This is a genomic window from Mycobacterium riyadhense, from assembly GCF_963853645.1.
Classification (GTDB): Bacteria; Actinomycetota; Actinomycetes; order Mycobacteriales; family Mycobacteriaceae; genus Mycobacterium; species Mycobacterium riyadhense.
This window is the reverse complement of sequence record NZ_OY970456.1, coordinates 4840870-4867419: the sequence shown is the minus strand read 5'-3', so window position 1 is coordinate 4867419 and position 26550 is coordinate 4840870. Positions and strand designations below refer to the sequence as shown.

The window sequence follows — 26550 nt, the reverse complement described above, 5'->3', positions numbered from 1 at the left end:
ACCCCTTTGATAACGATGACACATGTGTGTGCTAGCCGCCGTAAGCCACGGGTTAGTCGGCAGACCCATGCGACGATGATCATGTGTCGCCGAGACGCTGGTTGCGCGCGGTCGCCGTGATAGGGGCGACCGCGATGCTACTGGCGTCGAGTTGTACCTGGCAGCTCAGTCTCTTCATCCCGGAGGGCGTGCCGCCGCCGCCCGGCGATCCGGTACCCCCGGTGGACACCCACGCCCCGGGTCGCCCCGCGGACCAGTTGCGTGAGTGGGCGGAGAAACGCGCACCGGCCTTGGAGATGCCGGTCCTCGCGCTGGAGGCATATGCCTACGCGGCCCGGGTTGCCGAGGTCGAGAACCCGAGATGCCATATCGCCTGGACCACGTTGGCCGGTATTGGGCAGGTGGAGAGCCATAACGGCACCTACCGGGGGGCGACAATCGCGCCGAACGGCGACGTTACGCCGCCCATTCGTGGTGTCCGCCTCGACGGCACCGGCGGCAACCTGCGCATCGTGGACGCCGACGCCGGCAACCTGGACGGCGACGCCGGAGTCGAGCGTGCGATGGGGCCGATGCAGTTCATCTCCGAGACCTGGCGGCTCTATGGGGTGGATGCCAACAACGACGGTATCGCCAGCCCGGACAACATCGACGATGCCGCGTTGTCGGCGGCGGGTTACTTATGTTGGCGCGGAAAAGATCTCGCGACCCCCAGAGGGTGGATCACCGCGTTGCGGGCCTACAACAACTCCGGTGTTTATGCGCGGGCCGTACGTGATTGGGCGACCGCTTACGCGGCGGGTCATCCGCTGTAGAAGGATAGGGCGGAGATCTAGGACGCAAAGGAGAACCCAGTGCCGATTATCGAGCAGGTCGGGGCCCGCGAGATCCTCGATTCGCGCGGCAACCCGACGGTCGAGGTCGAGGTGGCGCTATCCGATGGAACATTCGCTCGCGCTGCGGTGCCTTCGGGCGCGTCAACCGGCGAGCACGAGGCCGTCGAATTGCGCGACGGCGGCGACCGTTACGGCGGCAAAGGCGTAAAAACGGCCGTCCAAGCCGTGCTTGACGAGATCGGCCCCGCCGTCATTGGGCTCAGCGCCGACGATCAGCGCTTGGTCGACCAGGCGCTGGTAGACCTCGACGGCACCCCCGACAAGTCCCGGCTCGGCGGCAACGCGATCCTGGGTGTCTCGCTGGCGGTGGCCAAGGCGGCCGCGGATTCGGCAGAGCTGCCGCTGTTTCGCTATGTCGGCGGGCCCAACGCCCACATTCTGCCGGTGCCGATGATGAACATCCTCAACGGCGGCGCACACGCCGACACCGCCGTGGACATCCAGGAATTCATGGTGGCGCCAATCGGCGCGCCCAGCTTTGGCGAGGCGCTGCGCTGGGGCGCCGAGGTGTACCACGCGCTTAAGTCGGTCCTGAAGAAGCAGGGGCTCTCTACGGGTCTGGGCGATGAAGGCGGCTTCGCCCCGGACGTGGCCGGCACCACCGCGGCACTGGATCTGATCAGCCGGGCCATTGAGTCGGCGGGCTTGCGACCCGGCGTCGAGGTGGCGTTAGCCCTCGACGCGGCGGCCACCGAGTTCTACACCGACGGCACCGGTTACACCTTCGAGGGGGCGACTCGCACCGCCGAGAAAATGACGGAGTTCTACGCCGGATTGCTCGATTCCTACCCACTGGTGTCCATCGAAGACCCACTGTCCGAAGACGATTGGGACGGTTGGGCGGCATTGACGGCAGGGATCGGCGACCGGGTGCAAATTGTCGGCGACGACATCTTCGTGACCAATCCCGAGCGCCTCGAGGAGGGGATCGAGCGAGGCGTCGCAAACGCGTTGCTGGTCAAGGTAAACCAGATCGGGACGTTGACCGAGACACTCGACGCGGTCACGCTGGCTCACCACAGCGGATACCGCACGATGATGAGCCACCGCAGCGGCGAGACGGAGGACACCATCATCGCTGATCTGGCGGTGGCCGTGGGCAGTGGACAAATCAAGACGGGCGCGCCGGCCCGCAGCGAACGCGTCGCCAAATACAACCAGTTGCTGCGCATCGAGGAAGCGCTGGGCGACGCGGCACGCTACGCCGGAGATCTGGCATTCCCGCGCTACGCGGTGGACTCAAAATAGGTTGAAATAGATTGGCCGCCAAGCCCGATCCGAAGCGACGCTCCCCGGCATCGCGTCCCGGGAAAGCCGGCGACTCGGGTCGGGGCCGTCGTATCACCAAACCGTCTCCTGCGCCGCACGCGAACCGCACCACCGCGCGAACGCTGCATGAGCATGTCGTCGAACCCATCAAGCGATCGTTCACCGAATCGGTCGAGCAGCGGTCCGAACAGCGGCTGGGGTTCACTGCTCGGCGAGCGGCGGTACTCGCCGCGGTTATCTGCGTGCTGACGCTGACCATCGCCGGGCCGGTACGTACCTACTTTGCACAGCACACCGAAATGGAACAGCTGTCGGCAACCGAAGCCGCGTTGCGCCGCCAAATCGCAGACCTTGAGCAGCGCAAGAGCCAGCTGGCCGACCCCGCGTATGTCGCGGCCCAAGCCCGCGAGCGCCTCGGCTTCGTGAAACCCGGGGACATCCCGTTCCAGGTCCAGCTGCCACCAACGGCGGTGGCGACCCCACAGCCAGGCGCCGAATCGGCGACGTCTGCCCGCAACGAACCCTGGTACACCTCGCTGTGGCACACGATCGCCGACAAACCACACCTGCCACCAGCAGCGCCGCCCGCGCCGGATGCCGAGCCTTCCGTTCCGGTGCCGCCGCCCTCATCCAACCCGACGGCGCCCGGTGGTTGATCCTGTCGACCTGGAAACGGTTGCGCGCCAGCTCGGCCGTGAACCCCGCGGTGTGCTTGAGATCGCCTACCGATGCCCCAACGGCGAACCCGGAGTGGTGAAGACAGCGCCGAAACTTCCTGACGGCACCCCGTTTCCGACGTTGTACTACCTGACCCATCCGGTGTTGACCTCGGCCGCAAGCAGATTGGAGACCACCGGCCTGATGCGCGAGATGACCGAGCGGCTGCACCGCGAGCCGGAGCTGGCCGCCGCGTATCGACGAGCGCACGAGTCGTATCTGGCCGAGCGCGACGCAATCGAGCCACTGGGGACTACAGTTTCCGCCGGTGGCATGCCCGACCGGGTCAAGTGCTTGCACGTGCTGATCGCGCATTCATTGGCCAAAGGTCCCGGGGTGAACCCGCTTGGTGACGAGGCGCTGGCGGTGCTGGCCGCCGAGCAGGAAATGGCCGCGACGTTGGTGGCTGGCGAATGGGCGTAAGGCGGGTCGCCGCGATTGACTGCGGTACCAACTCGATTCGGTTGTTGATCGCCGATACGGCGGGCGAGCAACTGCGTGACGTGCATCGTGAAACTCGCATTGTGCGGCTGGGTCAGGGGGTCGACGCAACGGGTCAGTTCGCGCCCGAGGCGATTGCTCGGACCCGGGACGCGTTGGCTGACTACGCCGAGTTGCTGAAGGTTCACAGCGTTGAACGGGTGCGAATGGTCGCCACGTCGGCCGCCCGCGATGTCGGCAACCGCGATGTGTTCTTTGCGATGACGGCCGATGTGCTGGGCGCCGTGATCCCTGGTTCGGTAGCGGAGGTGATCAGCGGCGCCGAGGAGGCCGCGCTTTCCTTCCGCGGAGCGGTTAGCGAATTAGAAAGCGCCCGTGGGCCTTTCGTTGTCGTGGACCTGGGTGGTGGTTCAACCGAGATCGTGCTCGGCGGCACGGAGGTCGTAGCCAGCTATTCGGCTGACATCGGCTGTGTCCGGTTGACCGAACGCTGTTTGCATTCCGACCCGCCGACACCGGACGAAGTGGCGGCAGCGCGGCAGGTGGTCGGCGACAAGCTTGAGGCCGCACTGCGTGTGGTTCCCGTCGAGCGGGCGCGGACCTGGGTCGGGCTTGCCGGGACGATGACCACGCTGTCCGCGCTGGCACACAATATGACCGTGTATGACGCTGCGGCCATTCATCTTTCGCGTGTCGCAGGCAGCGATCTGCTGGCGGTCTGTGACATGTTGATCGGCATGACGCGCTCCCAGCGGGCCGCGCTGCCACCAATGCATGAGGGCCGGGCCGACGTGATCGGCGGCGGTGCGATCGTGGTCGAGGAGGTGGCTCGCGAGCTGCGCACCCGGGCCGGAATCAACGAGCTGACCGTAAGCGAACACGACATCCTGGACGGGATCGTGCTTTCGATTGTCACGTGAGTCACATCTGCCACACGCGTATCGGCTCGGAGGGGACACACTCGCTGCCCACCTAATGGGAATGGATCGGCTGTAAGTCGTTGACCGTGCTTTATGGATGGTCATCGGCGAGGCTGATTGGTGAGCCGCCGGCCGGTGAGCACTATTGCCCACCAGGAACGATTGATTCCTTCGGCGTAGACCGTTGCCCCGGTCCGGTCGTGGGTCAGTTGTAGCGCTACTGGGATGTTGTGCCATGCGAGCACTGGACCATTAGGCCGCAGCCGGGTGGCTTCAGGCTCGAACAAAGAGTAGTTCGATCCAGTGAGGAGAAGGTGGTGAGGTGATGTTGTTTGTTGGCGATGACTGGGCCCAAGACCATCACGACGTGTATCTGATGGACGAGGCTGGCGCACGTTTGGCCGCAACGCGATTACCTGAGGGGTTGACCGGGATCGGGCAGTTCCACGAGTTGCTCGCCGAGCATGCCGACGATCCCGGCGAGGTGATCATCGGGATCGAGACCGACCGCGGCGTGTGGGTGGGTGCGCTGGTCGCGGCCGGTTATCAGGTGTACGCGGTCAATCCGAGGTCGGTGGCCCGGTACCGGGACCGCCATGGGGTTTCGGGCGCGAAATCCGACGCCGCTGATGCGAAGTTACTGGCCGATCTGGTCCGCACCGACCGCCACAACCACCGCCCACTTAGCGCCGATAGTTCGCAGGGCGACGCGATCCAGGTGCTGGCCCGTGCCCATCAGGGCCTGATCTGGACGCGGGCGCGCCAGTCGGCCACACTGCGCGCCAACTTGTTGCAGTACTATCCGGCGGCCCTAGAAGCGTTGCCCAGTCTGGGCGACCGGGATCGCGACCGCGACGCGCTGGCAGTGCTGGGCCGAGCTCCCACCCCCACACAAGGTGCCCGGTTGAGTCTTAGCAAAATCGGATCGGCGCTTAAAGCCGGTGGGCGCCAACGCAACATCGACGAACGCGCTCGCCAGATCCAAGCGGCCCTGCGCACCGAGCAACTGGCCGCCCCCGAGGCCGTCACACAGGCCTACGGCGCCATCACCAGCGCCACCGTCAACGTGCTGATCGAACTCACCGATCAGATCAGCCAGTTGGAAACCACGCTGGCTGAGCATTGTGAAAAGCACCCGGACGCCGACATCTACCGCTCCCTGCCAGGACTTGGTGTCATCCTCAGCGCCCGGGTGCTCGGTGAGTTCGGGGACGCCCCGAACCGCTACACCACCGCCAAGTCTCGCAAAAACTACGCCGGCACATCACCGTTGACCGTCGCGTCGGGAAGACAAAAACTCGTGCGGGCCCGCTACGTCCGCAACGACCGCCTCTACGACGCCATCGACCGCTGGGCGTTCGCCGCCCTGCAATGCAGTCCCGGTGTGCGCGCCTACTACGACCAACACCGCGCCGCCGGCGACACCCACCACCAAGCCCTACGGGCCTTGGGTAACCGCCTCGTGGGCATCCTGCACGGTTGTCTACGTCACCAAACCCTCTACAACGAAGACACCGCCTGGGCCCACCGACAACTCACCGCCGCTTGACTCTTCCAACGTACCCGCGACAACTGGGGTTTCTGCAGGTCATTCCCGAAGCAGAGGGCCGCGCGGTCAAGACCCCACGGCTGCGTTTGTTTTTGCTTGTTTTGAAGCTTCCTGGTCCTGGCTGGGCGGGCGTCGAAGTCGGCGTCGGGGTCAAGGTTCGGGCGCAGCCCGACCGCGTAGCGGCCGTAGGGCCTTGACGGCGGCGCCGTTCGGCGCATGCTGTTCAGGGCAAGGGAGATCGAGATCGCTTGTGCTGCTTTCGGCTTGGGGTTGACGATTATCGTTGCAGATGCGTCTCCAGTGCCCGGTTTGCCGGTTGCGGCCCAACCGACAACCCGCCGGCGCTTGACTCTTCCAACGCTGGGATGTCTCACAGCGACAACGTCGGTGGATGTCAGACCTGCTTGCGACGATTCACCAATGGGTAAGCAACTAAGTGGAATTGAGCTTCGCTACGTTCTCACGCACCAGTTGGCCCTGCACGGGCCCGCGACGATCGCGGAACTGATCAGTGCGCTCAACTGGCATGGGTTTCAGGTCCAGGGCCGGGCTTCGAAGGCCATTTCGGATGCGCTGCGTTGGGAGGTTGAGCGGGGGAGGGTGTATCGGCTCGGCCGCGGCCGATACGGGCCCGGCTACGTGCCACGATCTACTGAATATCGAATCCACCAACGCGTGCTCGCTTTGCGTGCTGTGGCGAAGTTGTCGCGGTGAGGTGGGCAGTGAGTGTGTCCCCTCCGAGCCGATACGCGTGTGGCAGATGTGATTCACGCCTCGAAGCGGTAGCCCATACCGGACTCGGTCAACAGGTGCTTGGGATGCGACGGGTCATCCTCGAGTTTGCGTCGCAGCTGCGCCAGATACACTCGTAGGTAATGGGTTTCGGTGGCATACGCCGGTCCCCACACCTCTTTGAGTAGCTCCGCGCGGCCGACCAACTTGCCTCGGTTGCGGACCAGCACCTCGAGCATGCCCCATTCGGTCGGGGTCAGATGTACCTCTGCGCCGTCTTTGGTGACCTTCTTGGCCGACAGATCAACGGTGAACGAGTCGGTTTCGATCACCGGCTGGTCCAGCTCGGAGGCCGCCGTGGTACGCCGCACCGCGGCGCGCAATCGAGCCAGAAATTCGTCCATGCCAAACGGTTTCGTCACATAGTCATCGGCGCCCGCATCCAACGCTTGCACTTTGTCCGACGAATCGGTGCGTGCCGACAACACGATCACCGGCGCGGTCAGCCAGCCGCGCAAGCCGGCCAGCACCTCGATCCCCGAGATGTCGGGCAGGCCAAGGTCGAGGATCACCACGTCGGGTTTGTGCTCGGTAGCGGCGCGCAGCGCGCCGATACCGGTGGACGCGGTGACGACCTCGTAGCCACGCACGGATAGGTTGATTCGTAACGCGCGCAGGATTTGCGGCTCGTCATCGATGACCAACACCCTAGTCATTCGCGCCGCTCCTCCTCATCGCTTCGCTCTGCATCGTCGCTGGCGCGGGTCATTCGCGCCGCTCCTCCTCATCGCTTCGCTCTGCATCGTCGCTGGCGCGGGTCATTCGCGCCGCTCCTCCTCATCGCTTCGCTCTGCATCGTCGCTGGCGCGGGTCATTCGCGCCGCTCCTCCTCATCGCTTCGCTCTGCATCGTCGCTGGCGCGGGTCATTCGCGCCGCTCCTCCTCATCGCTTCGCTCTGCATCGTCGCTGGCGCGGGTCATTCGCGGCGCTCCGGTGCGGCCAGATCCACTACGACGGTAAGTCCGCCCCCTGGCGTGTCGCTGGCCGCAATGGAGCCGCCCATCGCCTCGACGAAGCCGCGTGCCACCGACATCCCCAGACCGACACCGGTGGTGTTGTCGTGATCACCCAGTCGCTGGAAGGGCTCGAAGAGCTGATCGTCGGTCCCGTGCGGAACCCCAGGGCCTTCGTCGATGACGTTGATCAGCACGCGATCGCCCACCTGCCCCGCGTTGACCCGGACCACGCTGTCGGGCGCGTATCTCAGCGCGTTGTCGATCAGATTGGCCAGTACCCGTTCGAGCAGCCCGGCGTCGGCCATCACAACGGCGTCACCGGCGTCAACCTTGACCCGGTCGATGGCGGATCGGTAGAAGCCGGTGGCGCCCTTACCGATGCTGACCAACGCGCGTTGCACCGTCTCCTCCAGATACACCCGGCGCAGGTCCGGGCGGATCACGCCGGCGGCCAACCGCGACGAGTCGAGTAGGTTGCCGACCAGGGCGGTGAGCTGGTCGATGGACTCCTCGATGGTGGCCAGCAATTCGGCGGTGTCGTCGGCAGAGAAGGCGACGTCTTCGGCGCGCAAGCTTGATACCGCGACCTTGGCCGCGGCCAGCGGTGTGCGCAGGTCATGGCTGACCGCGGAGAGCAGGGACCGCCGCAGCTCGTCGGCCCGCACGATGGCCTCGGTGTTACTGGCCTCTTCGGCCAGCTCGCGCTGCCGGACCAGGCCCGCGGCCTGCTTGGACACCGCGGTCAGCACCCGGCGGTCGCGGGCGGCCAACTTGCGGCCCGCCATCAGCATCCAGAATTCGTCGTCACCGACTTCGATCGCGGTGTCGGCGGAGTCAACGTCCAGGCATGGATCTGTCCCGACACACGCCACGATTTCGCCGTCCGATTCGCCCTCCCGGACGCGCAGCATGCTCACGGCCCGTTGGGAATACGCCTCGCGGACCCGCTGTAGCAGGGTGCCAAGGTCCGCGTCGCGCAATACCGAACCGGCGAACAGTGCCAGCAGCTCGGCCTCCTGGGATGCACGCCGGGCCTCGCGTGTTCGTTTGGCCGCCCCGTCCACCAAACCCGCCACCGCGACGGCCACCGCGAGCAACACGAATTCGGTGACGGCGGCGTCCGGCTCGGCGATTGTCCAGGTGTAGCGGGGATCGGTCAGGAAGTAGTTCAGCAGTAAGCCCGACAGCACGGCCGACAAAGCTGCGGGGGCGACGCCGCCCAGCAGCGCCACGATCAGCACGCCGACGAAGAACACCGCACTCTCGCCGCCGATGCCCATGAACCTGTCGAGCCATGCCACCGTCACGGCGCAGATCGCGGAGGGCACCACCAGCGCAGCCAGCCACGACGCAATATGCCTCTCGCGCGGCGAGATCCGCGACCACCCGGAAGCCCTGCTGGCCACCGGATGGGTGACCATATGGACGTCGATGGTGCCCGACTCCTGGACGGTCCGGGCACCGATCCCCTCGTCGAACAGGCGTGCCCAGCGCGACCGCCGCGAGGTGCCGACGACGAGCTGCGTGGCGTTCATCTCGCGAGCGAAGTCCAACAGCGCGCTGGGCACGTCATCACCGACCACGGTGTGGACGGTCGCACCGAGGCTCGCAGCCAGCTCGCGCACCTTGCCCATCTGTGACCCGGACACCCCTGAGAGGCCGTCGCCACGGACAACATGAACCACCATCAGCTCGGCGCTGGACTTCGACGCGATCCGCGATGCCCGTCGCACCAACGTCTCCGACTCCGGGCCGCCGGTCACCGCGACGACGACGCGTTCGCGCGCCTCCCAGGTGGCGGTGATCTTCTTGTCTGCACGGTACTTCTCCAAGGCCGCATCAACCTGGTCGGCCAGCCACAGCAGCGCGATCTCGCGCAGCGCGGTCAAATTGCCCGTGCGGAAGTAGTTCGACAGCGCCGCATCTACCCGCTCCGCCGCGTAAACGTTGCCGTGAGCAAGCCTGCGCCGCAACGCTTCCGGCGTGATATCGACCAGCTCAACCTGATCGGCTGCGCGGACGATCTCGTCAGGGATTTTCTCCTTCTGCTCGATGCCGGTGATTTGCTCCACGACATCGTTCAGGCTCTCCAGGTGCTGGATGTTGACCGTAGAGATGACCGTGATGCCGGCGTTGAGGATCTCCTCGACGTCCTGCCAGCGCTTGGGGTGCTTGCTGCCAGGCGTGTTGGTGTGGGCGAGCTCGTCGACCAGTACCACCTGGGGTTGACGTCGCAACACTGCCTCGACATCGATTTCGGGAAACGCGGTGCCCCGATATTCGATGTAGCGCGGCGGGATTATCTCGATGCCCTCGAGTAGTACCGCAGTCTTGCTGCGCCCGTGTGTCTCGACGACGGCGGCGACCACGTCGGTGCTGCGTTCCAGCCTCCGGTGCGCCTCACCGAGCATGGCGTACGTCTTGCCCACGCCGGGAGCTGCGCCCAGATAAATCCGCAATTGCCCACGCTTTTTCTTGTATTCGGTGTCTACCGCCCTTCGCGCAGGCCGTTCGTCGGTGGTCACATGTGCAATCATCCACCGCCTGGTCGAGCCGGAGCCAAATTCACTGATAAGGCGTAAAGATCGCGCAAAGATCAACCGAGAGTAACGTCACGACCCCCTTCGTCTGGGGTACGGCAACTACCATCCTGCTGGGCTATCGATGCGCTGCGGTCGTGGCGCTCAAGAATCGAGAGGACTCAAATGGCCGACCTTGTGTTGGTGCTCATCGTGCTGGCGTTTTTCGGGCTATGCGTGCTCTACATCCGTGGCTGTGAACGGATCATTCGCCACGACGAAATCGGTGGAACGACGGTCGAACTGACGCGAGACGCAGCCGAACAACGATGAATACGGTCGACAACATCGTCGGAGTCGTGATCGCGGTGGCGTTGGCGGCATTCCTATTCGCGGCGTTGCTATTCCCGGAAAGGTTCTGATGTCCGGACCTAACTGGTTGCAGTTCGCGGTGCTGGTCGCGGTGCTTCTGCTCACCGCGCCGCCGTTGGGCTGCTACATGGCCAAGATCTACGGCGACGACGCCAAGACGCCAGGCGATCGCGTGTTCGGACCGATCGAGCGCGGAATCTACAAGCTGTGCCGAGTCGATCCTGCCAGCGAGCAACGGTGGACCACCTATGCCTTCTCCGTGCTTGCGTTCAGTGTTATGTCCTTCCTGCTGCTGTACGGGATCGAGCGGCTGCAGGGTGTGCTGCCGTTCAATCCGACGGACAAACCGGCAGTAACCGATCACGTCGCCTTCAACACCGCGGTCAGCTTCATCACCAACACCAACTGGCAGTCGTACAGCGGTGAAGTCACGATGAGCCACCTCACCCAGATGACCGGGCTGGCGGTGCAGAATTTCGTCTCGGCGTCCGTCGGCATCTGCGTGATGGCAGCATTGATCAGAGGCCTGGCGCGCCGGCAGGCCAGCACCCTCGGTAACTTCTGGGTGGACCTGACCCGCACCGTCCTGCGCATCATGCTTCCGCTGTCGTTCGTGGTCGCGGTCCTCTTGGTCAGCCAGGGCGTGATCCAGAACCTGCACGGGTTCACCGTCGCCAACACGATCGAAGGTGCCGCCCAGCTCATCCCGGGCGGCCCGGCGGCAAGCCAGGTCGCGATCAAGCAGCTAGGCACCAACGGCGGCGGGTTCTTCAACGTGAACTCGTCTCACCCGTTCGAGAATTACACGCCGCTGAGCAACTTCATCGAGACGTGGTCCATCGCGATCATCCCGTTCGCGTTGTGCTTCACCTTCGGGCGGATGGTGCGCGACCGTCGTCAGGGCTGGGCGGTGCTGGCCATCATGGGCATCATCTGGATCGGAATGTCGTTCGCTGCAATGACATTCGAGGGAAATGGGAACCCGCGGCTGGACGCGCTCGGGGTCACGCAGGCGACGACGATCGATCAGTCGGGCGGCAACTTGGAAGGCAAGGAGGTCCGCTTCGGCACCGGCGCGTCCGGCTTGTGGGCGGCCACGACAACCGGCACCTCCAATGGCGCGGTCAACTCGATGCACGACAGCTACACGCCACTGGGTGGCATGATCCCGATGACGCACATGATGCTCGGCGAAGTCAGCCCGGGCGGCACCGGCGTCGGGTTGAACGGCCTGCTGATGATGGCGATGCTGTCGGTGTTCATCGCAGGCCTGATGGTGGGCCGAACACCGGAGTATCTCGGCAAGAAGATCCAAGCTACCGAGATGAAGCTGGTCACGCTCTACATCCTGGCGATGCCGATCGCCGTGCTGAGCTTCGCGGCCGCCACGGTGCTGGTCCCGTCCGCGCTGCGTTCGCTGAATAATCCTGGTCCGCACGGTCTTTCGGAGATCCTGTACGCCTTCACGTCGGGATCGAACAACAACGGGTCGGCCTTCGCCGGTCTCACCGCGTCCACTTGGTGGTACGACACCACGATCGGATTGGCGATGTTGATCGGTAGGTTCTTCCTGATCATTCCGGTGTTGGCGATCGCTGGCTCCATGGCACGCAAGGGCACGACGCCCGTCACCGCCGCCACGTTCCCGACGCACAAGCCGCTCTTTGTTGGCTTAGTCATCGGAATCATCCTGATCGTCGGCGGCCTGACGTTCTTCCCGGCTCTGGCGCTGGGGCCGATCGTCGAGCAGCTTGCCGTCTAGAAGACAAGAGATAGACATGGAGACCATCGCACGCCCTGGCACCGCGGAGGAGGACCCGGCACCCCAGCTCCGGCTGGCCAAACGCTCGCTTTTCGATCCGGGCATCATGGGTGCCGCGCTGTTTGAGAGCCTGCGCAAGCTAGATCCGCGGGTACAGGTGCGCAACCCCGTAATGTTCGTTGTCCTCGTCGGCGCCTTGATCACCACGCTGGCGTTCCTGCGGGACCTCGCGTCCTCGACCGTCCAGGAGAACGTCTTCAACGGACTCGTTGCCGCATTCCTCTGGTTCACCGTCCTGTTTGCCAACTTTGCCGAGGCCATGGCCGAAGGACGCGGCAAGGCCCAGGCGGGGGCGCTGCGCAAGGTCAGGTCCGAAACTATGGCGAACCGGCGTACGCCGTCGGGCGGGATCGAATCGGTTCCTTCGTCGCGGCTGGAGCTCGATGACGTGGTCGAGGTATCGGCTGGCGAAACGATCCCGTCGGACGGCGAGATCATCGAAGGCATTGCGTCGGTCGACGAATCGGCGATCACCGGTGAATCGGCCCCGGTGATCCGCGAGTCGGGCGGCGACCGTTCGGCGGTGACGGGCGGCACCGTGGTGCTGTCCGATCGGATCGTCGTCCGGATCACCGCCAAGCAGGGCGAAACATTCATCGACCGAATGATCGCCCTGGTCGAGGGCGCCTCGCGGCAGAAGACTCCGAACGAGATCGCCCTGAACATTCTGCTAGCCGGGCTGACGATCATCTTCATGCTCGCGGTGGTGACGCTGCAGCCGTTTGCCATCTACTCGGGCGGGGGACAGAAGGTGATCGTGCTGGTCGCGTTGCTGGTGTGCCTCATCCCGACCACGATCGGTGCGCTGCTGTCCGCGATCGGTATTGCCGGGATGGACCGGCTGGTGCAACACAACGTGTTGGCAACGTCGGGGCGGGCGGTGGAAGCCGCGGGCGACGTGAACACGCTGCTGCTGGACAAGACGGGCACCATCACCCTCGGTAATCGGCAGGCCACCGAGTTCGTGCCGATCAACGGTGTGAGCGCCGAGCAGGTCGCCGACGCCGCCCAGTTGTCGAGCCTGGCTGACGAAACGCCAGAGGGCCGCTCGATCGTCGTGCTTGCCAAGAACGAGTTCGGGCTGCGTGCTCGTGACGAGGGCGTGATGCGGCACGCGACGTTCGTCCCGTTCACGGCCGAAACCCGGATGTCCGGAGTCGATCTCGCCGAAGACCTACCTCATCAAGGCATCCGCAGAATCCGCAAAGGCGCCGCGGCGGCGGTGATGAAGTGGGTTCGCGATCACGGCGGCCATCCCACCGACGAGGTGGGGGCGATCGTTGACGGCATCAGCTCAGGCGGCGGGACGCCCTTGGTCGTTGCGGAATGGACCGATAGCTGCAATGCCCGGGCCATCGGCGTCGTCCACCTGAAGGACATCGTCAAGGCGGGCATGCGGGAACGCTTCGACGAAATGCGCCGCATGAGCATTCGCACCGTGATGATCACCGGCGACAACCCGGCGACCGCCAAGGCGATCGCCGAGGAGGCCGGTGTCGACGACTTCCTGGCCGAGGCCACGCCCGAGGACAAGCTTGAGCTCATCAAGCGCGAGCAGCAGGGCGGTCGGCTGGTCGCGATGACGGGTGACGGCACCAACGACGCCCCCGCGCTCGCGCAAGCCGACGTGGGGGTGGCGATGAACACCGGTACCCAGGCCGCCCGCGAAGCCGGCAACATGGTCGATCTGGATTCTGATCCGACGAAACTCATTGAGGTCGTGGAGATCGGCAAGCAGCTGCTCATCACGAGGGGCGCGCTGACCACGTTCTCCATCGCCAACGATGTCGCGAAATACTTCGCGATCATCCCGGCCATGTTCGCGGGCCTGTTTCCGGTGCTCGACAAGCTGAACGTCATGGCGCTGCACTCGCCGCGCTCGGCGATTTTGTCGGCGGTCATCTTCAACGCCCTCGTGATCGTCGCCTTGATCCCGCTGGCGTTGCGTGGCGTGCGATTTCGGGCGGAAAGCGCGTCGGCGATGCTCCGGCGCAACCTGCTGATCTACGGCCTGGGTGGTCTGGTCGTTCCGTTCATCGGCATCAAACTGGTCGATCTGGTCATCGTCGTCTTGGGAGTGTCCTGATGCGTCGTCAACTACTGCCCGCGCTTGTCATGTTGCTGGTATTCACCGCGATCACCGGCATCGTGTATCCACTCGTCGTGACCGGTGTCGGGCAACTGTTGTTCCACGACAAGGCGAACGGCTCGCTGCTCGAGCGGGACGGAAAAGTCGTCGGCTCCGCCCAGATAGGCCAGCAGTTCGCCGACGCGAAGTACTTCCACCCCCGCCCCTCATCGGCAGGCGACGGTTACGACAGCGCGGCGAGTTCCGGCTCGAACCTCGGACCGACGAACGACAAGCTGCTGCAGGCCGTTGCCGAACGGGTCAACGTCTATCGCAGGGAAAACAACCTGCCGGCGGACACGTTGGTTCCGGTCGACGCGGTCACCGGCTCGGGTTCCGGGCTCGACCCCGCCATCTCCGTGGCCAACGCCAAGCTGCAGGCACCGCGGGTGGCGCGGGCGCGCCACGTCTCGATCCGACAGGTGCAAAGGCTGATCGACGACCACACCGACGGACGTGGTCTCGGCTTCCTCGGCGAGCCCGCGGTCAACGTGCTCGAACTGAACCTTGCGCTGGATCGCCTCTGACAGGCGAGCGTCGCGCCAGGTTGAAACCCGCGCCGCTGGAGGCTTCATGGTGGGCTGGTCGTTCCGGAGCACCTGGACGCGAAGAAGATACCGAATCGCGGCTACTCCGAACTGCGGTGGCGCGCACCAGGACTCAAATTTTGGCGCGAGGTTCTGCTCTGGCTGTCTGTATTGCTCTGTAGTCACATCTGCAACTCTGGCCTGTGCCGGAGGCTATGGTCTCGCTGCCCACCTAAGAGCGACAACGCGGTTTGTGCAGGTCAACGCCACCGCGAAACCCGCACGGCCACCACCAACGTGGGCACAACACCGCAGCTCAGGCGATTGTCGCTCACAGCCGGGCACATCGGGTGTGTCACCGGGCGCAGCGACACATGTGACTGTTGTGACGCTGCGATGCGACCGATCTATGGTGCGCACCAATTTGAGCCAAGACAGGTCGCGTTGGCCAGGTCGGCCACAACCGCGTCGCGCCAGGTTGAAACGAAGTGATCCAGTGGGTGCATGCGGCCTAGGTACGGCCTAGGTAGGCTCGGAGTTTGGTTGGTCGATCATGGGCAACCGCACCCGAAAGACTGTATGGCCGTTAGCGGATTCCGCGGCGACCGAACCGTGATGGGCCTTGACGATCGAGTTGACGATCGCCAGGCCTAATCCGTGGCCGGACCCATTCGATCGTGCCTTGTCAGCACGTACGAACCGTTCGAACAGGCGAGGCAGGATATCCGGGTCGATGTCGGGTCCATCGTTGGCAACGGTCAATTCGACGTACGGCGCCTTCGAATCGACGCGGTGGCAGGTGATCCCTGTGGTCACCGTCACGTCGGGCGGAGTGTGTACCCATGCGTTGGTGAGCAGATTGCTGACGAGTTGGTGCAGCCGGGCGTGGTCTCCGTTGACCCACACCGGCCCTTCGGGCAGATCTTTGACCCAGCGGTGCGTCGGCGCTGCCACCGCGGCGTCATTCACCGCGTTGATGACCAGGTCGGTTAGGTCGAGGTCTTCGGTTTGCAGATCTTCGCCCTCGCCCAGGCGCGACAGCAGCAGCAGCTCATCGACCAGTGACGCCATCCGTCGAGCTTCTGACTCGATGCGGGCCAACGCGTATTCGGTAGTCGGGGGCAGGGCCGAACTGTCCTGACGGGTCAGTTCGGCGTAGCCCTGGATGGCCGCGAGCGGGGTGCGCAGCTCGTGGCTGGCGTCGGTGATGAATTGCCGCATCCGCAGGTCGGATTCGACGCGATGCGCTAGTGCGCTATCCACGTTGTCCAACAATCGATTCAGCGTGTGCCCCACGATTCCGACTTCGTTGTCCGGGTCGGTATCCTCGGGCCGAACTCGGACGCTGATCTGGTGATCGTCGCCGGCGAGCGGCATCGCGGCAACTTCTGCGGCAGTCGCCGCGACCCGGCGCAACGGGCGCAGGGCAAAGCCCACCACCCACACCGTGAGCACCGCCGTGATCACCAACGCGGTCGCGACAAGCACACTGGTAGTGATCTGCTTTCGCGAGATGATCTGATCGGCGATGCCGAGCGAAACCCCGACGACCAACCGGTCGGATCCGGCGGCGCGACTATCAACCTGGTAGGAACCCAGGCTGCCCAGCGTTTCGACCCGAGATGGACCGTCGGTCCAGGACTGGGCTTCGATGGCGTCGATGACGTCCGGTGGTGCCGTGCGCGGTTCGTCCTCAGAGAAGACTGCTGAGGCGACGACGTGACCGTGGCGAAGCACCGCGATGAGGTTTCCCGGCGTTTGTCCGGTGAACTCCAACAGCGCCTGGGACACCGGCGGGTTGCCGGTGTGCACCGAAGTGTGTTCGCCGTTGCGGTATCTGGCGTATGCATGACTGAACGCATGCATGGATTCCGCGACTTCGGCGTCGTTCATTGCGGTGACGTAGCCGCGCAGGCTCAGCACCGATACGGCGCCGACGGCCACGAGCACCACCGTCACGACCGCCAATACGCCTAAGAGCAATTGCCGGCGTAGCGAGCGCGGGAACCACCGCGGGGTGTTTCGGTGCCCCGTCATTTTCGGGCTCATTCCGGTGGTCGCAGCATGTATCCAATCCCGCGGACCGTATGGATCATCGGTTCTCGGTCGGCGTCGATTTTCTTCCTTAGATAAGAGATGTACAAGTCGACGATGCTCGTGCGTCCGGCGAAGTCATAGTTCCAGACCCGGTCGAGGATTTCGGTGCGGCTCAGGGCACGGCGCGGATTGCGCATCAGGAAGCGAAGCAGCTCGAATTCGGTTGACGATAGCGATATCGGCGTGCCGCCGCGGGTGACTTCTCGGCTGGCCGCGTCGAGCTTGAGGTCCCCAACCTTGAGAGCCTCATCGGCGGGCGGGGCCAGGTGGCTGGAGCGGCGCAGCAACCCGCGCAGCCGCGCGACCAGTTCCTCGAGGCTGAACGGCTTTGTCATGTAGTCGTCGGCGCCCGCGGTCAGCCCGGTGACCCGGTCCATCACCGAATCGCGTGCGGTGAGGAACAGCGTGGGCGTGTAGGCGTCGGACTCACGAACTCGCTGCAGAATTTGCAGCCCGTCCACGTCGGGGAGCATGATGTCGAGCACCAACACGTCAGGGCCGACACTGTCGAACTTGGCGATGGCCTCCCGCCCGTTGTGGGCGATCTCAACGTCCCAACCCTCGTAATGCAGCGCCATCTTGACCAGATTGGTCAGCGCGGGCTCGTCGTCGACCAGCAGCACTCGGATCGGTGAACCATCAGCGCGGTTAATTCGGGGCAGTTGCCCCAGGATGGCTTGACGCGGACGTTGACTGCGCGCGTATCCCGACATTGCCGTCATGTTGCTGTCATTCTTTCAACCACACATGCGGTTGTCATCGCGTTCATAGGAATCTCAAATGTGATCCTGGTGATGCGCGCGGAGTAATTGTTTGGGCACATGTGCGATCGGTGTGGCTTACATCGGAGAATTTAGTGTGGAATGAATTGCTAGAGATACTGCGATGCATAGCCTTTGGTCGCGGCGATCCGAGCAATTTCGAGGGGCAGGTTCGTTGAATCAGTGGGCTCGCGTCACGAGCTAAGGCCGCTCAGCAGAACAAGGTGGCCGCACACCATCGGGGTGTGCGGCCACCTTGTTTGAAACGGGTGGATCAGGCCCAGCTGGACCCGACAGCGCTGTCGGTTTGGGCCATGTTGTTACCGGCGCTTTGCACCTTCTGGCCGTGAGCGTTGGCCTGCTCGTAGATCACCTGGAAGTTGCGACCCAGTTGGGTGATGAACTCCTGGCAGGCCACCGAACCGGCGCCGCCCCAAAAGTCGCCGGCAGCCAGCACATCGCGAACGATAGCCTGGTGCTCGGCTTCCAGGTTTGCGGCCTGTGCGCGGATGAGGGCGCCGTGGGCGTCGACATCGCCGAACTGGTAATTGATGGTCATTGGTTTGTCCTCCTGAGTTGAAGTCGTAGGGCAGCAGGTTTGGGTGTTAGCTGCTGAGGATCTGCTGGGAGGCCTGCTCTTGCTGCTCGTAGTTGTTCGCGTCACGAACGAGTCCGTCGCGCACCCCGTGCAGCATGTTGACGATGTTGCGGAACGCCGTGTTCATCTGCCCCATGGTGTCCAGCGAGGTTGCCTCGGCAAGACCGCTCCAACCGGCACCCGAGATGTTCTGCGAGGACGCCCACATCCGGCGGGCCTCGTCCTCGACTGTCTGGGCGTGCATCTCAAAGCGGCCCGCCATGTCCCGCATCGCGTGCGGGTCGGTCATAAAGCGTGAGGTCATACTCGGTATCTCCTTGTCTTGAAGTCCGTTGTTGTAGGAGTTCTAGCAGTTGTATCTATACGGCGTTCGCCGTATGGCCGATAGATTACGACGTAGCGGTAAATTGGTGGCCTCAAACGAGTGACATGTCCTCCCTTTTTTCTCCTATCACACGACGACCTGTTTGGGCATGATGACGGGCTTGAAGCCGTAGCGCGGCCCGGCGTATGCACCAGCACCCTTGGCGGCCGCGGCCATGCCTGGCATTCCGGCCATCCCGGTGACCGGCGCGGCTTCCTCGGGGACCGTCCAGCCGCTGCCCGCCAACGCCGTACCCGCTTCCGCCGCCGCGGCCGGAGTGACGCTGGCCCAGCTCGCCGGTACCGACAAGCTGCCGACCAGGGACGCCTCGCCCAGCGCGGCGCCGACGCCCACCGGTGCCACCTCGCCGGCCAGTCCCGCTGCCGCGCCTCCCGCTGCCGCAGCCGCACCGGCCGCACCTTCGGCAATTTCAGCCTCTAGCGGCGCGGTGCCAGCAAGGGTGTTTCCGAGGAATATCGCAGTGGGGATGGCAGCCATCACATACCACGCCGAGGTGTTGATGGCGCCGTTGATGGTATTTGCAACGACCGGAACGGCGAGGAAGGCGTCGATGTCGGCAATGATCCCGCTCAGTCCAGTCGCGTCGAGAACCGACTGGACTGGGGAGGCCAGCGATGCCACCGCGGTGGGCAAAGAGCTGATCAGATCGGTGATCGACTGCGTGGCTGGGGACGCTGCGGCAGCCGCACCGACCGCAGCGGCCTGAGCGGCAGCGCCACCGGGGTTGGTTGTTTGCGAAGGCGGCGTCATCGGTGTCAACATCCCGGCGACCCCGGAGGCGGCTGCGTAGGTGTACATGGCCAAAGCGTCCTGAGCCCACATCTCCATGTAGAGCGCTTCGGTGGCGAGAATCGCCGGAGTATTGATGCCAAGGAAGTTGGTCGCCACCAGTGCCGCCAGCTGAGCCCTGTTGGCCGCGATCACTGGCGGGGGCACCGTGGCGGCAAACGCCGCCTCATACGCGGCCGCAGATGCCATGGCCTGCACGCCGGCCTGCTCCGCCGCTGCACCGGTATACGTCAACCAGGCTATGTATGGCTGGGCTGCGGCGGCCGCCGAGAGCGACGCCGGACCCAGCCACAGCTGGCCGGTCAGCTCCGACATCACCGCCTCGAAGGAGGTCGCCGTCGAGTTAAGCTCGACGGCCAAGCCATTCCACGCCGCCGCCGCGGATAGCAGTGGTCCTGCACCCGCACCGGAGTACATCAGTGCGGAGTTGACCTCGGGGGGCAATGCTGCGAAATCCATGGTTCCTATCCCTTGAACTCAATTGCGTTTATTGACCGTGTGCAACCGCGTTAGCACCGGGTGCCTATACGCTCACCGGCTTCGGCATGACGATGGGCTTGACGCCGTAGCGCGGCGCACCGAAGCCGGCGCTGTTGCGGGCGGCGGACGCCAATCCTGGCGCCCCATAGAATCCGCCCGGCGCGGCCGCCGGCGCGGCGGCGGTCCAGCCGGCGCCGGAGAGCGTGCCAGTCGTCGTGCTCGATACCAGCGTGGCCTGTCCGGCCCAGCTGGGTGGCACCGACAACGCGCCGATTGATGCCGCTTCGCCAATGCCGCCCACGGCCGCACCCCCGCCGAGGGCCGCCTCGGCACCGAGAGCCGCCTCTGCCGCTCCAAGTTCTCCCAAGGCGGCTGTCCCGCCCAACTCGGCGGCGCCCTCAGCGGCCTCCTCGGCGGGAATTAGACCACCGCCGGCCAGGCCGATCAGGGTCGATGTGGCGGAGGCATAGTTCCCGACCCCGATGTTGGCGATGTTGGCGATGCCGCCGGAGAACTCGTCGGGGATGACCCCGGTCGTCGCTTGGACGATGCTCGAGATGTCCCCCGAGATTCCATCGAAGGGAGAAACGGCCGCCGCCTGGTTGATGGACTCGGTTGCATCGTAGGTGCCGGCGCTGATACCCAAGGTGTTGACGAACTGGTCGTGAATGGCCGCGGCTTCGGCGCTGAACTGCTGATAGAGAGTGCCGTAGGCGGTGAAGAGTGACGCCTGAAGCGCCGACACCATATCGGAGGCAGCCGGAGCTATGGCCGTGGTGGGGGCCGCGGCGGCCGCGTTCTGTGCGGCCATCGAGGTGCCAAGGGCCCCCAGCTGAGTCGCCGCAGCTGTCAACTCTTCAGGCAATATCTGCAGGAATGACATTCATTGCTCCTCGTTTGTGAAACATGCCGACCTTCGACCCTTCGACTCGACTCCCCGGGCCGACCCTGTGTGTTTGCGTAAGGACCCCTGTGGGTTGGCGTAACGCTAACCATCCACGGCTCCACAGTCCTCATCGAAAGGCGTATGGTGACGGACGTTTACGGCCTCTTAACGCTGACGCAAGCAGTTTTAACAAGCTCTTGGCGGGTGATACGGCTGTGTTATATGTGCTCAGGCACGATTCACATGATTCATCTGCGCGGCGCGCGATCCTACACATAGCAAGGCCGCGGTGCAGGTTGGCGTTGCCGGGGGACGGGACGTCCTGAACACGGCGTTGGCACGCTAAATTCGCCGTCGGGCCCCCATAGCCCAATTGGCAGAGGCAGCGGACTTAAAATCCGTCAAGTGTCGGTTCGAGTCCGACTGGGGGCACTGTGTTTGTGCAGGTGAAATGGGGGTGCGCGGCGTTTGGTTTAGCTCGGCGATCGCCTCGGTGTCATCGGACGTCACAACCCGACTAAAACTGCTCCCGGCGGCCTTCCGCGCTTCTGGCTGTGTGCGTAAACCACCAGTGTGAATGCCGCGGACGCGTGGCCCAACCACGCTGCAATCACCGCGATCAGCACCCCCGTAAATGCATCGGGGTTCCGCACGTGTGACGGGCATCGCGCAGCCGGACTCGCTTGATCTTCAGAACGTCGAGCATCTTGCCCCACCGCCAAGAGATCACGTTCGGATGGTTAGTTAGGCTGGCCTGTTTCGTTGCACGCGACGTGCCCGCTCGGGCCGTGCCACTCCACGAAGGCCAGTCGCTCCTCGAGCTGTCGTTTACGTGCCGCCTTGAGTACGTCGACCACCTCGTCAGGCAGCGGAAGGGTCCGATTACTTGCCTTGGACTTCGGGGTGTCGGTGACGATCGTTTTGCCGACATTGATGCGGTTCTCACTGACGCGCAGATGCTTGGCCGCGAAGCCCAAGCCGGCAACGGTGGCGACGGCGGCGACGCGGCGCCGAACAGGCACCACGGCCACAGCTCGCGCAGCGAGACCGGAGGCGGATTCAGCGGCTGGGCGCCGGCCGGCGCGGCGTCTACGTTGATCGGGCGGCCCAATCGGCGATCTCGCCGATCAGCTGCAGCCGAAACTCCTCCCAGGCGTAGCGATTGAGCTCGGCAAGCGCCACCGCGAGGCCGAATGCGCGGCTCTCCCACGGCGCCTCGAAGACGAGCTCGCCGTTGCGCCGCGGAGGGGTCGCGACGGTCGAGGCCTCCGGGTCCGCGATGAAGGCCGGCATCCTGAGCGCGCTCACGAGGCCGGCTCCAGGGGCTCGCCGGTGCCGATCATCGAGTCGCGGGTGACCAGTGCGGCCAGCTCGGCTTCCGACATTTGCTCCGTCCCCGTCGGCCTGCGCGGGACGACGCAGAAGCGCACGTCCGAGCTCGAGTCCCACGCGCGGATCTGCACTCGAACAGGTCCGGCCCGGCAGCGGTAGTCCCGTAGTCGCCGGCGGCGCCGGCATCGACGTTCAGCGGTCGGAAGGTGACGAACTCCGGCTCCGACACCTTCTTGCGCCTGTCGACGGAGAGCCGGAGCGTCCCACTCACGCCGGTCTCGAGCCCCGTGATGCACACCTCGCCGTCGCCCTGCGCGCCGTGCCCGTCATCCGCGAAGAAGAGCGCACCCTCGACCTCGACCGGGAGGTATAGCGTGCTCCTGGGCACGAGGTGCCTCAGGTCCATGTTCCCGCCGGTCGCGCGCGGCGGCATTGTCAGATGTTCGCCGGGCGCGGGGGGACGGCGCTCTGCGTGTTCAGTTCGTCGGCACGACGGACGCCGAGGACGAGGTCCGCTGCCTTCTCGCCGATCATCATCGATCACCTGAGTCCCGCTGCGTGCAGCATGTTCCACGCGTCGGGATCGCGCGGGCCAGCCGGTCCGACGAATGTCGTTGATCTCGACCGTGATTCGATAAGCCAGGCGTCGCCGTAATTGCCTTGCGCCTGTCGGCCATTGAAGTCGACTGGCGGCATCGCGCCGACAAGATGTTCTGTAGTGAAGCACGCGGGTCGCACGGCTGATAGGCGATTGACCATCGCAGTTAACCCGCTTCCGTCAGTACTGAGATCCGTTGCGTCCGAACCTCAATAACGTTCGAGCTGTCGTCGCTACAACCGAGACGTAAGCATTATTAGCGCCATAACCGATCGGTACAAGCGGTGTCGCAGCGCATTACGACGGATTCAATAATTATTCAATGCTTGCTTCGTAATCTCTCGCTCTGAGCCAGACATCCGTCAAATATTGAGGACGGCCCATGACGCTCACGGCGCGCGGCACCGAGGCCAGTTCCGTTACCGAGGCCGCCGATCCGGCCACGTTGACCGGAAGCATGCAAGACTTCCGCCACCTGGTCGGTGGCCACATGATCCACCGCCGTGACGACTTCTGCCGCGGGCAAGACTCGCGATGGGAACATGGCCTACGGCCGTTGGGGCGTTCCACCGGATACGCCCGATATCGCCGCGCTGCAGAACGGCAACGGCCACATCGAGCTTCAGGGCCTGATTGGCAAGGTCGCCCTCGTGATGGGCTCGTTCTCCAATACCTTCAACACCTTCTCCAACGCGCTGTCGCCGGTCCAGACCGCGATTGTGCTGCGGGGGTACGGGAGTTTCTGGTACTGCACTACCGCAGTGCCGCACGCAACGACACCCCCTACTGGCGTGACGCCAAGACTCGGGTCGTTCCCGATGCCTTGGCCGAGCGCATCGAACATTGGCAGGTACAGCTTCCCGACAGCGAGACCGTCTATCCCTACTACCACGGTCTACCGCCGTACTCGTACATGTGCATCCTGCTCGATTGGGACTTCGACGACATCGACGCCGGGCCGCACCTGCAACATGACAGCCATGCGATCGCCGATTGCGAGATTCGCACAGCTGCCACTCCGGTCGGCGATCATGCGGTGGTGTTTGGTGAGGTTGTCAGGGTCACGCAACTACTCGAATATCGGCCGTGCTCTACGGGTTTCGCCAGTACCACACCTGGACGCGGACCGGAGACATCGAGGAGTTTTCCGTGGACTCTACCGCGAGAACATCTGAGACGGTGGCCGTAAGGGTCTAAGGCCCCGCGGCTATGGCCCCAACGACGAATTCGGATGCTGAGATGTTAAGGCGTGCAGTGGAGTTGGTGACGGAGATAGAGATTCTGAAGACCTTGCAGCCTTCCTTCGCGAGGCAGCGCGGTCCTGGTGACCACTTCCATGCTGCCGGCGGGGAGCTCAATTGACCGGCGCCGCGCTTCTTTTGGTCGACGTCGCGGCCATCCTGACGCTCGCCAACCTGCTAGCAGGGGTGGCTCGTCGATTCGGACAGCCTCCGGTTATCGGTGAGGTGATCGCCGGAATAATGTTCGGTCCGACATTTCTCGGATCGTGGTCGACTGTGCTGTTTCCGTCCTCAACTCGGCCTGTGCTGGCGGGTCTTGCCGACATCGGCATTGTGTTGTTCATGTTCGGGCTCGGTCTGGAATTCGGACGTGAGGTAGGAAAAGACGAATCGCGCAGAGCGGCAGTCGTCGCTGCCGGCTCGACTGGGTTGCCCTTCGCGGCAGGTGTATTGCTTGCGCTCGGACCGGCAGACACCGGTCACCACAGCGATGGCGGCAAACTCGGCTTCGTCTTGTTCATGGGTACCGCGATGTCTGTCACCGCGGTACCGGTTCTGGCGCGCATGCTGCGCGACGCCAGGTTGACCGACACAACCATCGGTCGGCTGGCTCTGTCGTCGGCCGTGATCTGCGACGTCCTGGCCTGGTCGCTGCTTGCGCTGGCAACCGCCGCGGCAGGCAATAGTGCGCCATCGCGCCTTGTTGCGCTGGTACCGTTCATGGCGTCGTTGGTGTTCGTGGCCAGGCCAGCGCTATCGATCTTGCACCGTTGGGCGGCGACCCATCCTCGACACGGGATGATCGCTGTCGCGGTGACGCTGGGATGTGCGCTTGTCTCGGCGGCAGCGACACAGACGATCGGCTTACACCTCATCTTCGGAGCCTTCTTGCTGGGCATCGTCTCGCCACGATCGGCTACCGAAGCGGTGGATCGTGATCTGCGCGACTATGCCAACCGAGCAAGTCAGCTGTTGTTACCTGTGTACTTCACCGTGGCCGGGCTACAACTCGATCTGAGATTTGATGTGTCGGCTTTCGGCCTATTGCTGCTCATCATCGTGACGGCTGCCGGGGGCAAGCTCTTGGGCAGTTACGCAGCTGCTCGTGTCCTCCGCATCCCAGGCGCATCCGCCGCGGCGCTGGCGATCCTGCTGAACACTCGTGGCTTGACCGAGCTTGTTGTGCTGACCACTGGCCTGCAACTCGGCATTCTGGATCAGCGGTTGTACTCGGTCATGGTGTGCATGGCCCTGGTCACGACCATGGCAACCGGACCGTTGCTTCGTCGGGTCTGGAAAGCTCCTGTCGCGTCTCAACATTCGGTTGACCCTGTCGATGGGTTTTAGAGCTCTTGTCGCACAACGCCTTACGAAGCCGCAGAGTCGACCCAGCCCTGCGGGCGGTGGATCGGTGTGTCGGGAGATCGCGACGGCATCTCTTCCGCGGCAGGTTATTGCGCACCGGGGCGTTTGTTGACCCCCGGCGCCGTCGACACGTTTTGCTCGATGCACTGTCGTGGGCGACGATAGTGGGACTGCGGAGGCGTGGACGCCGCCACGCGCCGTGACGACGCCGCGACGAGCAGGGTCCATCGGCGGTAGACCCAGCGCGTGTCCGACGTTACAGATTGAGCCGCTGGCGTCACGCCGCACCGCCAGCCATACACTGACCCCTTGTGGGCATGCTCTTTGGTTTTGCGCCGTGGATCGTCTATTGGGTGCTCGTCGGTAACGTCCCCTTCAACGTTGCCGTATCGGTAGCGTTGGTAATGGCCGTCGCCGTGTTGGCGGTCGGGCGGGCCACCGGCAACCCTGGCCGCATGCTCGAAATCGGAGCTGTCGCAACATTTGTGGTACTCACGGTGCTGACCCTGACGCTCGGCGACGCGTTCATGGCGCGGTGGATACAACCGCTCAGCAACGCCGGAATCTTCCTCGTGGCGCTCGTCGGCGTGCTGATCGGCAAGCCGTTCGTGCGCGAGTTCGCCGCCGCGGAGCGGCCTCCGGATGTCGTCAAGACCGAGTTGTTCAATCGGATCACCATGATATTGACCTGGATCTGGGTCGCCGCGTTCGCCGGCATGACCGTGTCGTCGGCCATACCGGCGATCGGGTCGCGCAACGCCACGATTCTCGACACCACGACCCCGCCGTCGTTCGTCTGTTACTGGGTCATTCCGTTCTCGTTGCTGGGCATCGCGGCGCTGGCGTCGCGGTACCTGCCCGACCGGATGCTGGCCGGAATCGACGACGTCGCGCGGGAAACATCCTTCGTGGCGTACGACGAAGCCACCATCGACGAGTTGTATTACCTCGCCCAGGAACACGCCAACCGCGAAGTGGGCCCGGGCAAGGAGGCCTACAACGTTAAGGTCGGCGGTATGGGAACTCCGCTGACCGGCGACGAGTCGCGAAAATCGTGGCCCTCCACCTACAAAGTCCGCGACCGAAAGCACTAGCGGCGCTTGCCTCGC

At 64.3% G+C, this 26550-nt stretch carries 25 protein-coding genes, 1 tRNA gene and 2 pseudogenes; 16 read left to right on the top strand and 12 right to left on the bottom strand.

Features of this window, described 5'->3' with window-relative positions:
* The first annotated feature begins 83 nt into the window (after positions 1–83).
* From AADZ78_RS21495 to AADZ78_RS21465, 7 genes are all read left to right on the top strand, one after another.
* Complete coding sequence (locus AADZ78_RS21495; RefSeq protein WP_085250943.1) at positions 84–815, top strand: lytic transglycosylase domain-containing protein; 732 nt, start codon at positions 84–86, stop codon at positions 813–815.
* A gap of 39 nt (positions 816–854) precedes the next feature.
* The gene (gene eno, locus AADZ78_RS21490; protein ID WP_085250944.1) at positions 855–2144 is read left to right on the top strand and encodes a phosphopyruvate hydratase; all 1290 of its coding nucleotides are present in this window, start codon (positions 855–857) and stop codon (positions 2142–2144) included.
* Between the two features lie 11 nt (positions 2145–2155).
* A complete protein-coding gene (locus AADZ78_RS21485) occupies positions 2156–2821 on the top strand; it encodes an FtsB family cell division protein (RefSeq protein WP_085250945.1) in 666 nt (221 codons plus the stop codon).
* Complete coding sequence (locus AADZ78_RS21480; protein ID WP_085250946.1) at positions 2814–3305, top strand: DUF501 domain-containing protein; 492 nt, start codon at positions 2814–2816, stop codon at positions 3303–3305. Before AADZ78_RS21485 ends, AADZ78_RS21480 begins: the two co-directional genes overlap by 8 nt.
* Positions 3296–4243, top strand: a complete 948-nt coding sequence (locus tag AADZ78_RS21475; RefSeq protein WP_085250947.1) for a Ppx/GppA phosphatase family protein — start codon at positions 3296–3298, stop codon at positions 4241–4243. Before AADZ78_RS21480 ends, AADZ78_RS21475 begins: the two co-directional genes overlap by 10 nt.
* A gap of 325 nt (positions 4244–4568) precedes the next feature.
* On the top strand, positions 4569–5792 hold the full coding sequence (locus AADZ78_RS21470; protein WP_204903344.1) for an IS110 family transposase: 1224 nt from the start codon (positions 4569–4571) through the stop codon (positions 5790–5792).
* A 420-nt stretch (positions 5793–6212) separates the two neighbouring features.
* Positions 6213–6506, top strand: a complete 294-nt coding sequence (locus tag AADZ78_RS21465) for a hypothetical protein (protein ID WP_139829087.1) — start codon at positions 6213–6215, stop codon at positions 6504–6506.
* Between the two features lie 53 nt (positions 6507–6559).
* Here the strand turns inward: AADZ78_RS21465 and AADZ78_RS21460 are convergent, their stop codons facing one another.
* Together AADZ78_RS21460 and AADZ78_RS21455 are read right to left on the bottom strand one after the other, a co-directional pair.
* On the bottom strand, positions 6560–7240 hold the full coding sequence (locus AADZ78_RS21460; protein ID WP_085253379.1) for a response regulator: 681 nt from the start codon (positions 7238–7240) through the stop codon (positions 6560–6562).
* Between the two features lie 261 nt (positions 7241–7501).
* A pseudogene (locus AADZ78_RS21455) lies at positions 7502–10157 on the bottom strand (DUF4118 domain-containing protein).
* A gap of 89 nt (positions 10158–10246) precedes the next feature.
* Between AADZ78_RS21455 and AADZ78_RS21450 the strand changes: the two are divergent.
* From AADZ78_RS21450 to AADZ78_RS21430, 5 genes are read left to right on the top strand one after another with little or no spacing between them, the layout of a single operon-like run.
* Positions 10247–10393 (top strand): potassium transporter Trk, encoded by a 147-nt coding sequence (locus AADZ78_RS21450; RefSeq protein WP_085253381.1) that lies wholly within the window; start codon positions 10247–10249, stop codon positions 10391–10393.
* Positions 10390–10482, top strand: coding sequence for a K(+)-transporting ATPase subunit F (gene kdpF, locus AADZ78_RS21445; protein ID WP_085253382.1), 93 nt, complete (start codon positions 10390–10392; stop codon positions 10480–10482). The genes AADZ78_RS21450 and kdpF overlap by 4 nt, the downstream gene beginning before the upstream one ends.
* A complete protein-coding gene (gene kdpA, locus AADZ78_RS21440) occupies positions 10482–12194 on the top strand; it encodes a potassium-transporting ATPase subunit KdpA (protein ID WP_085253383.1) in 1713 nt (570 codons plus the stop codon). The genes kdpF and kdpA overlap by 1 nt, the downstream gene beginning before the upstream one ends.
* Before the next feature lie 16 nt (positions 12195–12210).
* On the top strand, positions 12211–14340 hold the full coding sequence (gene kdpB, locus AADZ78_RS21435; protein WP_085253384.1) for a potassium-transporting ATPase subunit KdpB: 2130 nt from the start codon (positions 12211–12213) through the stop codon (positions 14338–14340).
* Positions 14340–14909, top strand: coding sequence for a K(+)-transporting ATPase subunit C (locus AADZ78_RS21430; protein ID WP_085253385.1), 570 nt, complete (start codon positions 14340–14342; stop codon positions 14907–14909). The genes kdpB and AADZ78_RS21430 overlap by 1 nt, the downstream gene beginning before the upstream one ends.
* A 522-nt stretch (positions 14910–15431) precedes the next feature.
* Here the strand turns inward: AADZ78_RS21430 and AADZ78_RS21425 are convergent.
* The 6 genes from AADZ78_RS21425 to AADZ78_RS21400 all read right to left on the bottom strand — a co-directional run bounded on the left by AADZ78_RS21425 (position 15432) and on the right by AADZ78_RS21400 (position 20902).
* Positions 15432–16946: a sensor histidine kinase gene (locus AADZ78_RS21425; RefSeq protein ID WP_085253386.1), complete on the bottom strand. Its 1515-nt coding sequence runs from the start codon at positions 16944–16946 to the stop codon at positions 15432–15434.
* 8 nt (positions 16947–16954) lie between these two features.
* Positions 16955–17728: a response regulator transcription factor gene (locus AADZ78_RS21420; protein ID WP_085253387.1), complete on the bottom strand. Its 774-nt coding sequence runs from the start codon at positions 17726–17728 to the stop codon at positions 16955–16957.
* A 313-nt stretch (positions 17729–18041) separates the two neighbouring features.
* Positions 18042–18326: a WXG100 family type VII secretion target gene (locus AADZ78_RS21415; RefSeq protein ID WP_085253388.1), complete on the bottom strand. Its 285-nt coding sequence runs from the start codon at positions 18324–18326 to the stop codon at positions 18042–18044.
* Positions 18327–18372: 46 nt separating this feature from the next.
* Positions 18373–18669, bottom strand: a complete 297-nt coding sequence (gene esxW / locus AADZ78_RS21410; protein WP_085253389.1) for a type VII secretion system protein EsxW — start codon at positions 18667–18669, stop codon at positions 18373–18375.
* Positions 18670–18816: 147 nt separating this feature from the next.
* Positions 18817–19998, bottom strand: a complete 1182-nt coding sequence (locus AADZ78_RS21405) for a PPE family protein (RefSeq protein ID WP_085253390.1) — start codon at positions 19996–19998, stop codon at positions 18817–18819.
* Between the two features lie 64 nt (positions 19999–20062).
* On the bottom strand, positions 20063–20902 hold the full coding sequence (locus AADZ78_RS21400) for a PPE family protein, SVP subgroup (protein ID WP_085253391.1): 840 nt from the start codon (positions 20900–20902) through the stop codon (positions 20063–20065).
* 361 nt (positions 20903–21263) lie between these two features.
* Between AADZ78_RS21400 and AADZ78_RS21395 the strand changes: the two genes are divergently transcribed.
* Positions 21264–21337, top strand: a tRNA-Leu gene (locus AADZ78_RS21395).
* A 308-nt stretch (positions 21338–21645) separates the two neighbouring features.
* Here the strand turns inward: AADZ78_RS21395 and AADZ78_RS21390 are convergent.
* From AADZ78_RS21390 to AADZ78_RS29230, 4 genes and pseudogenes are all read right to left on the bottom strand, one after another.
* Positions 21646–21936, bottom strand: coding sequence for a hypothetical protein (locus AADZ78_RS21390; RefSeq protein ID WP_085253392.1), 291 nt, complete (start codon positions 21934–21936; stop codon positions 21646–21648).
* Positions 21937–21994: 58 nt separating this feature from the next.
* Positions 21995–22213, bottom strand: a complete 219-nt coding sequence (locus AADZ78_RS21385; protein WP_085253393.1) for an SH3-like domain-containing protein — start codon at positions 22211–22213, stop codon at positions 21995–21997.
* Positions 22210–22368 (bottom strand): nitrile hydratase subunit alpha, encoded by a 159-nt coding sequence (locus AADZ78_RS21380; RefSeq protein ID WP_264033554.1) that lies wholly within the window; start codon positions 22366–22368, stop codon positions 22210–22212. The genes AADZ78_RS21385 and AADZ78_RS21380 overlap by 4 nt, the downstream gene beginning before the upstream one ends.
* Positions 22369–22523: 155 nt before the next feature.
* Positions 22524–22643 (bottom strand): annotated as a pseudogene (locus AADZ78_RS29230) (acetamidase/formamidase family protein); the annotation flags it as partial.
* A gap of 574 nt (positions 22644–23217) precedes the next feature.
* Here AADZ78_RS29230 and AADZ78_RS21375 point away from each other — a divergent pair.
* From AADZ78_RS21375 to AADZ78_RS21365, 3 genes are all read left to right on the top strand, one after another.
* Entirely contained in the window at positions 23218–24024 is an 807-nt protein-coding gene (locus AADZ78_RS21375) for a tryptophan 7-halogenase (RefSeq protein WP_204903345.1), read from the top strand.
* Between the two features lie 169 nt (positions 24025–24193).
* On the top strand, positions 24194–25423 hold the full coding sequence (locus AADZ78_RS21370) for a cation:proton antiporter (protein WP_085253395.1): 1230 nt from the start codon (positions 24194–24196) through the stop codon (positions 25421–25423).
* Positions 25424–25752: 329 nt separating this feature from the next.
* Positions 25753–26535, top strand: a complete 783-nt coding sequence (locus AADZ78_RS21365) for a hypothetical protein (RefSeq protein WP_085253396.1) — start codon at positions 25753–25755, stop codon at positions 26533–26535.
* Positions 26536–26550 lie beyond the last annotated feature (15 nt).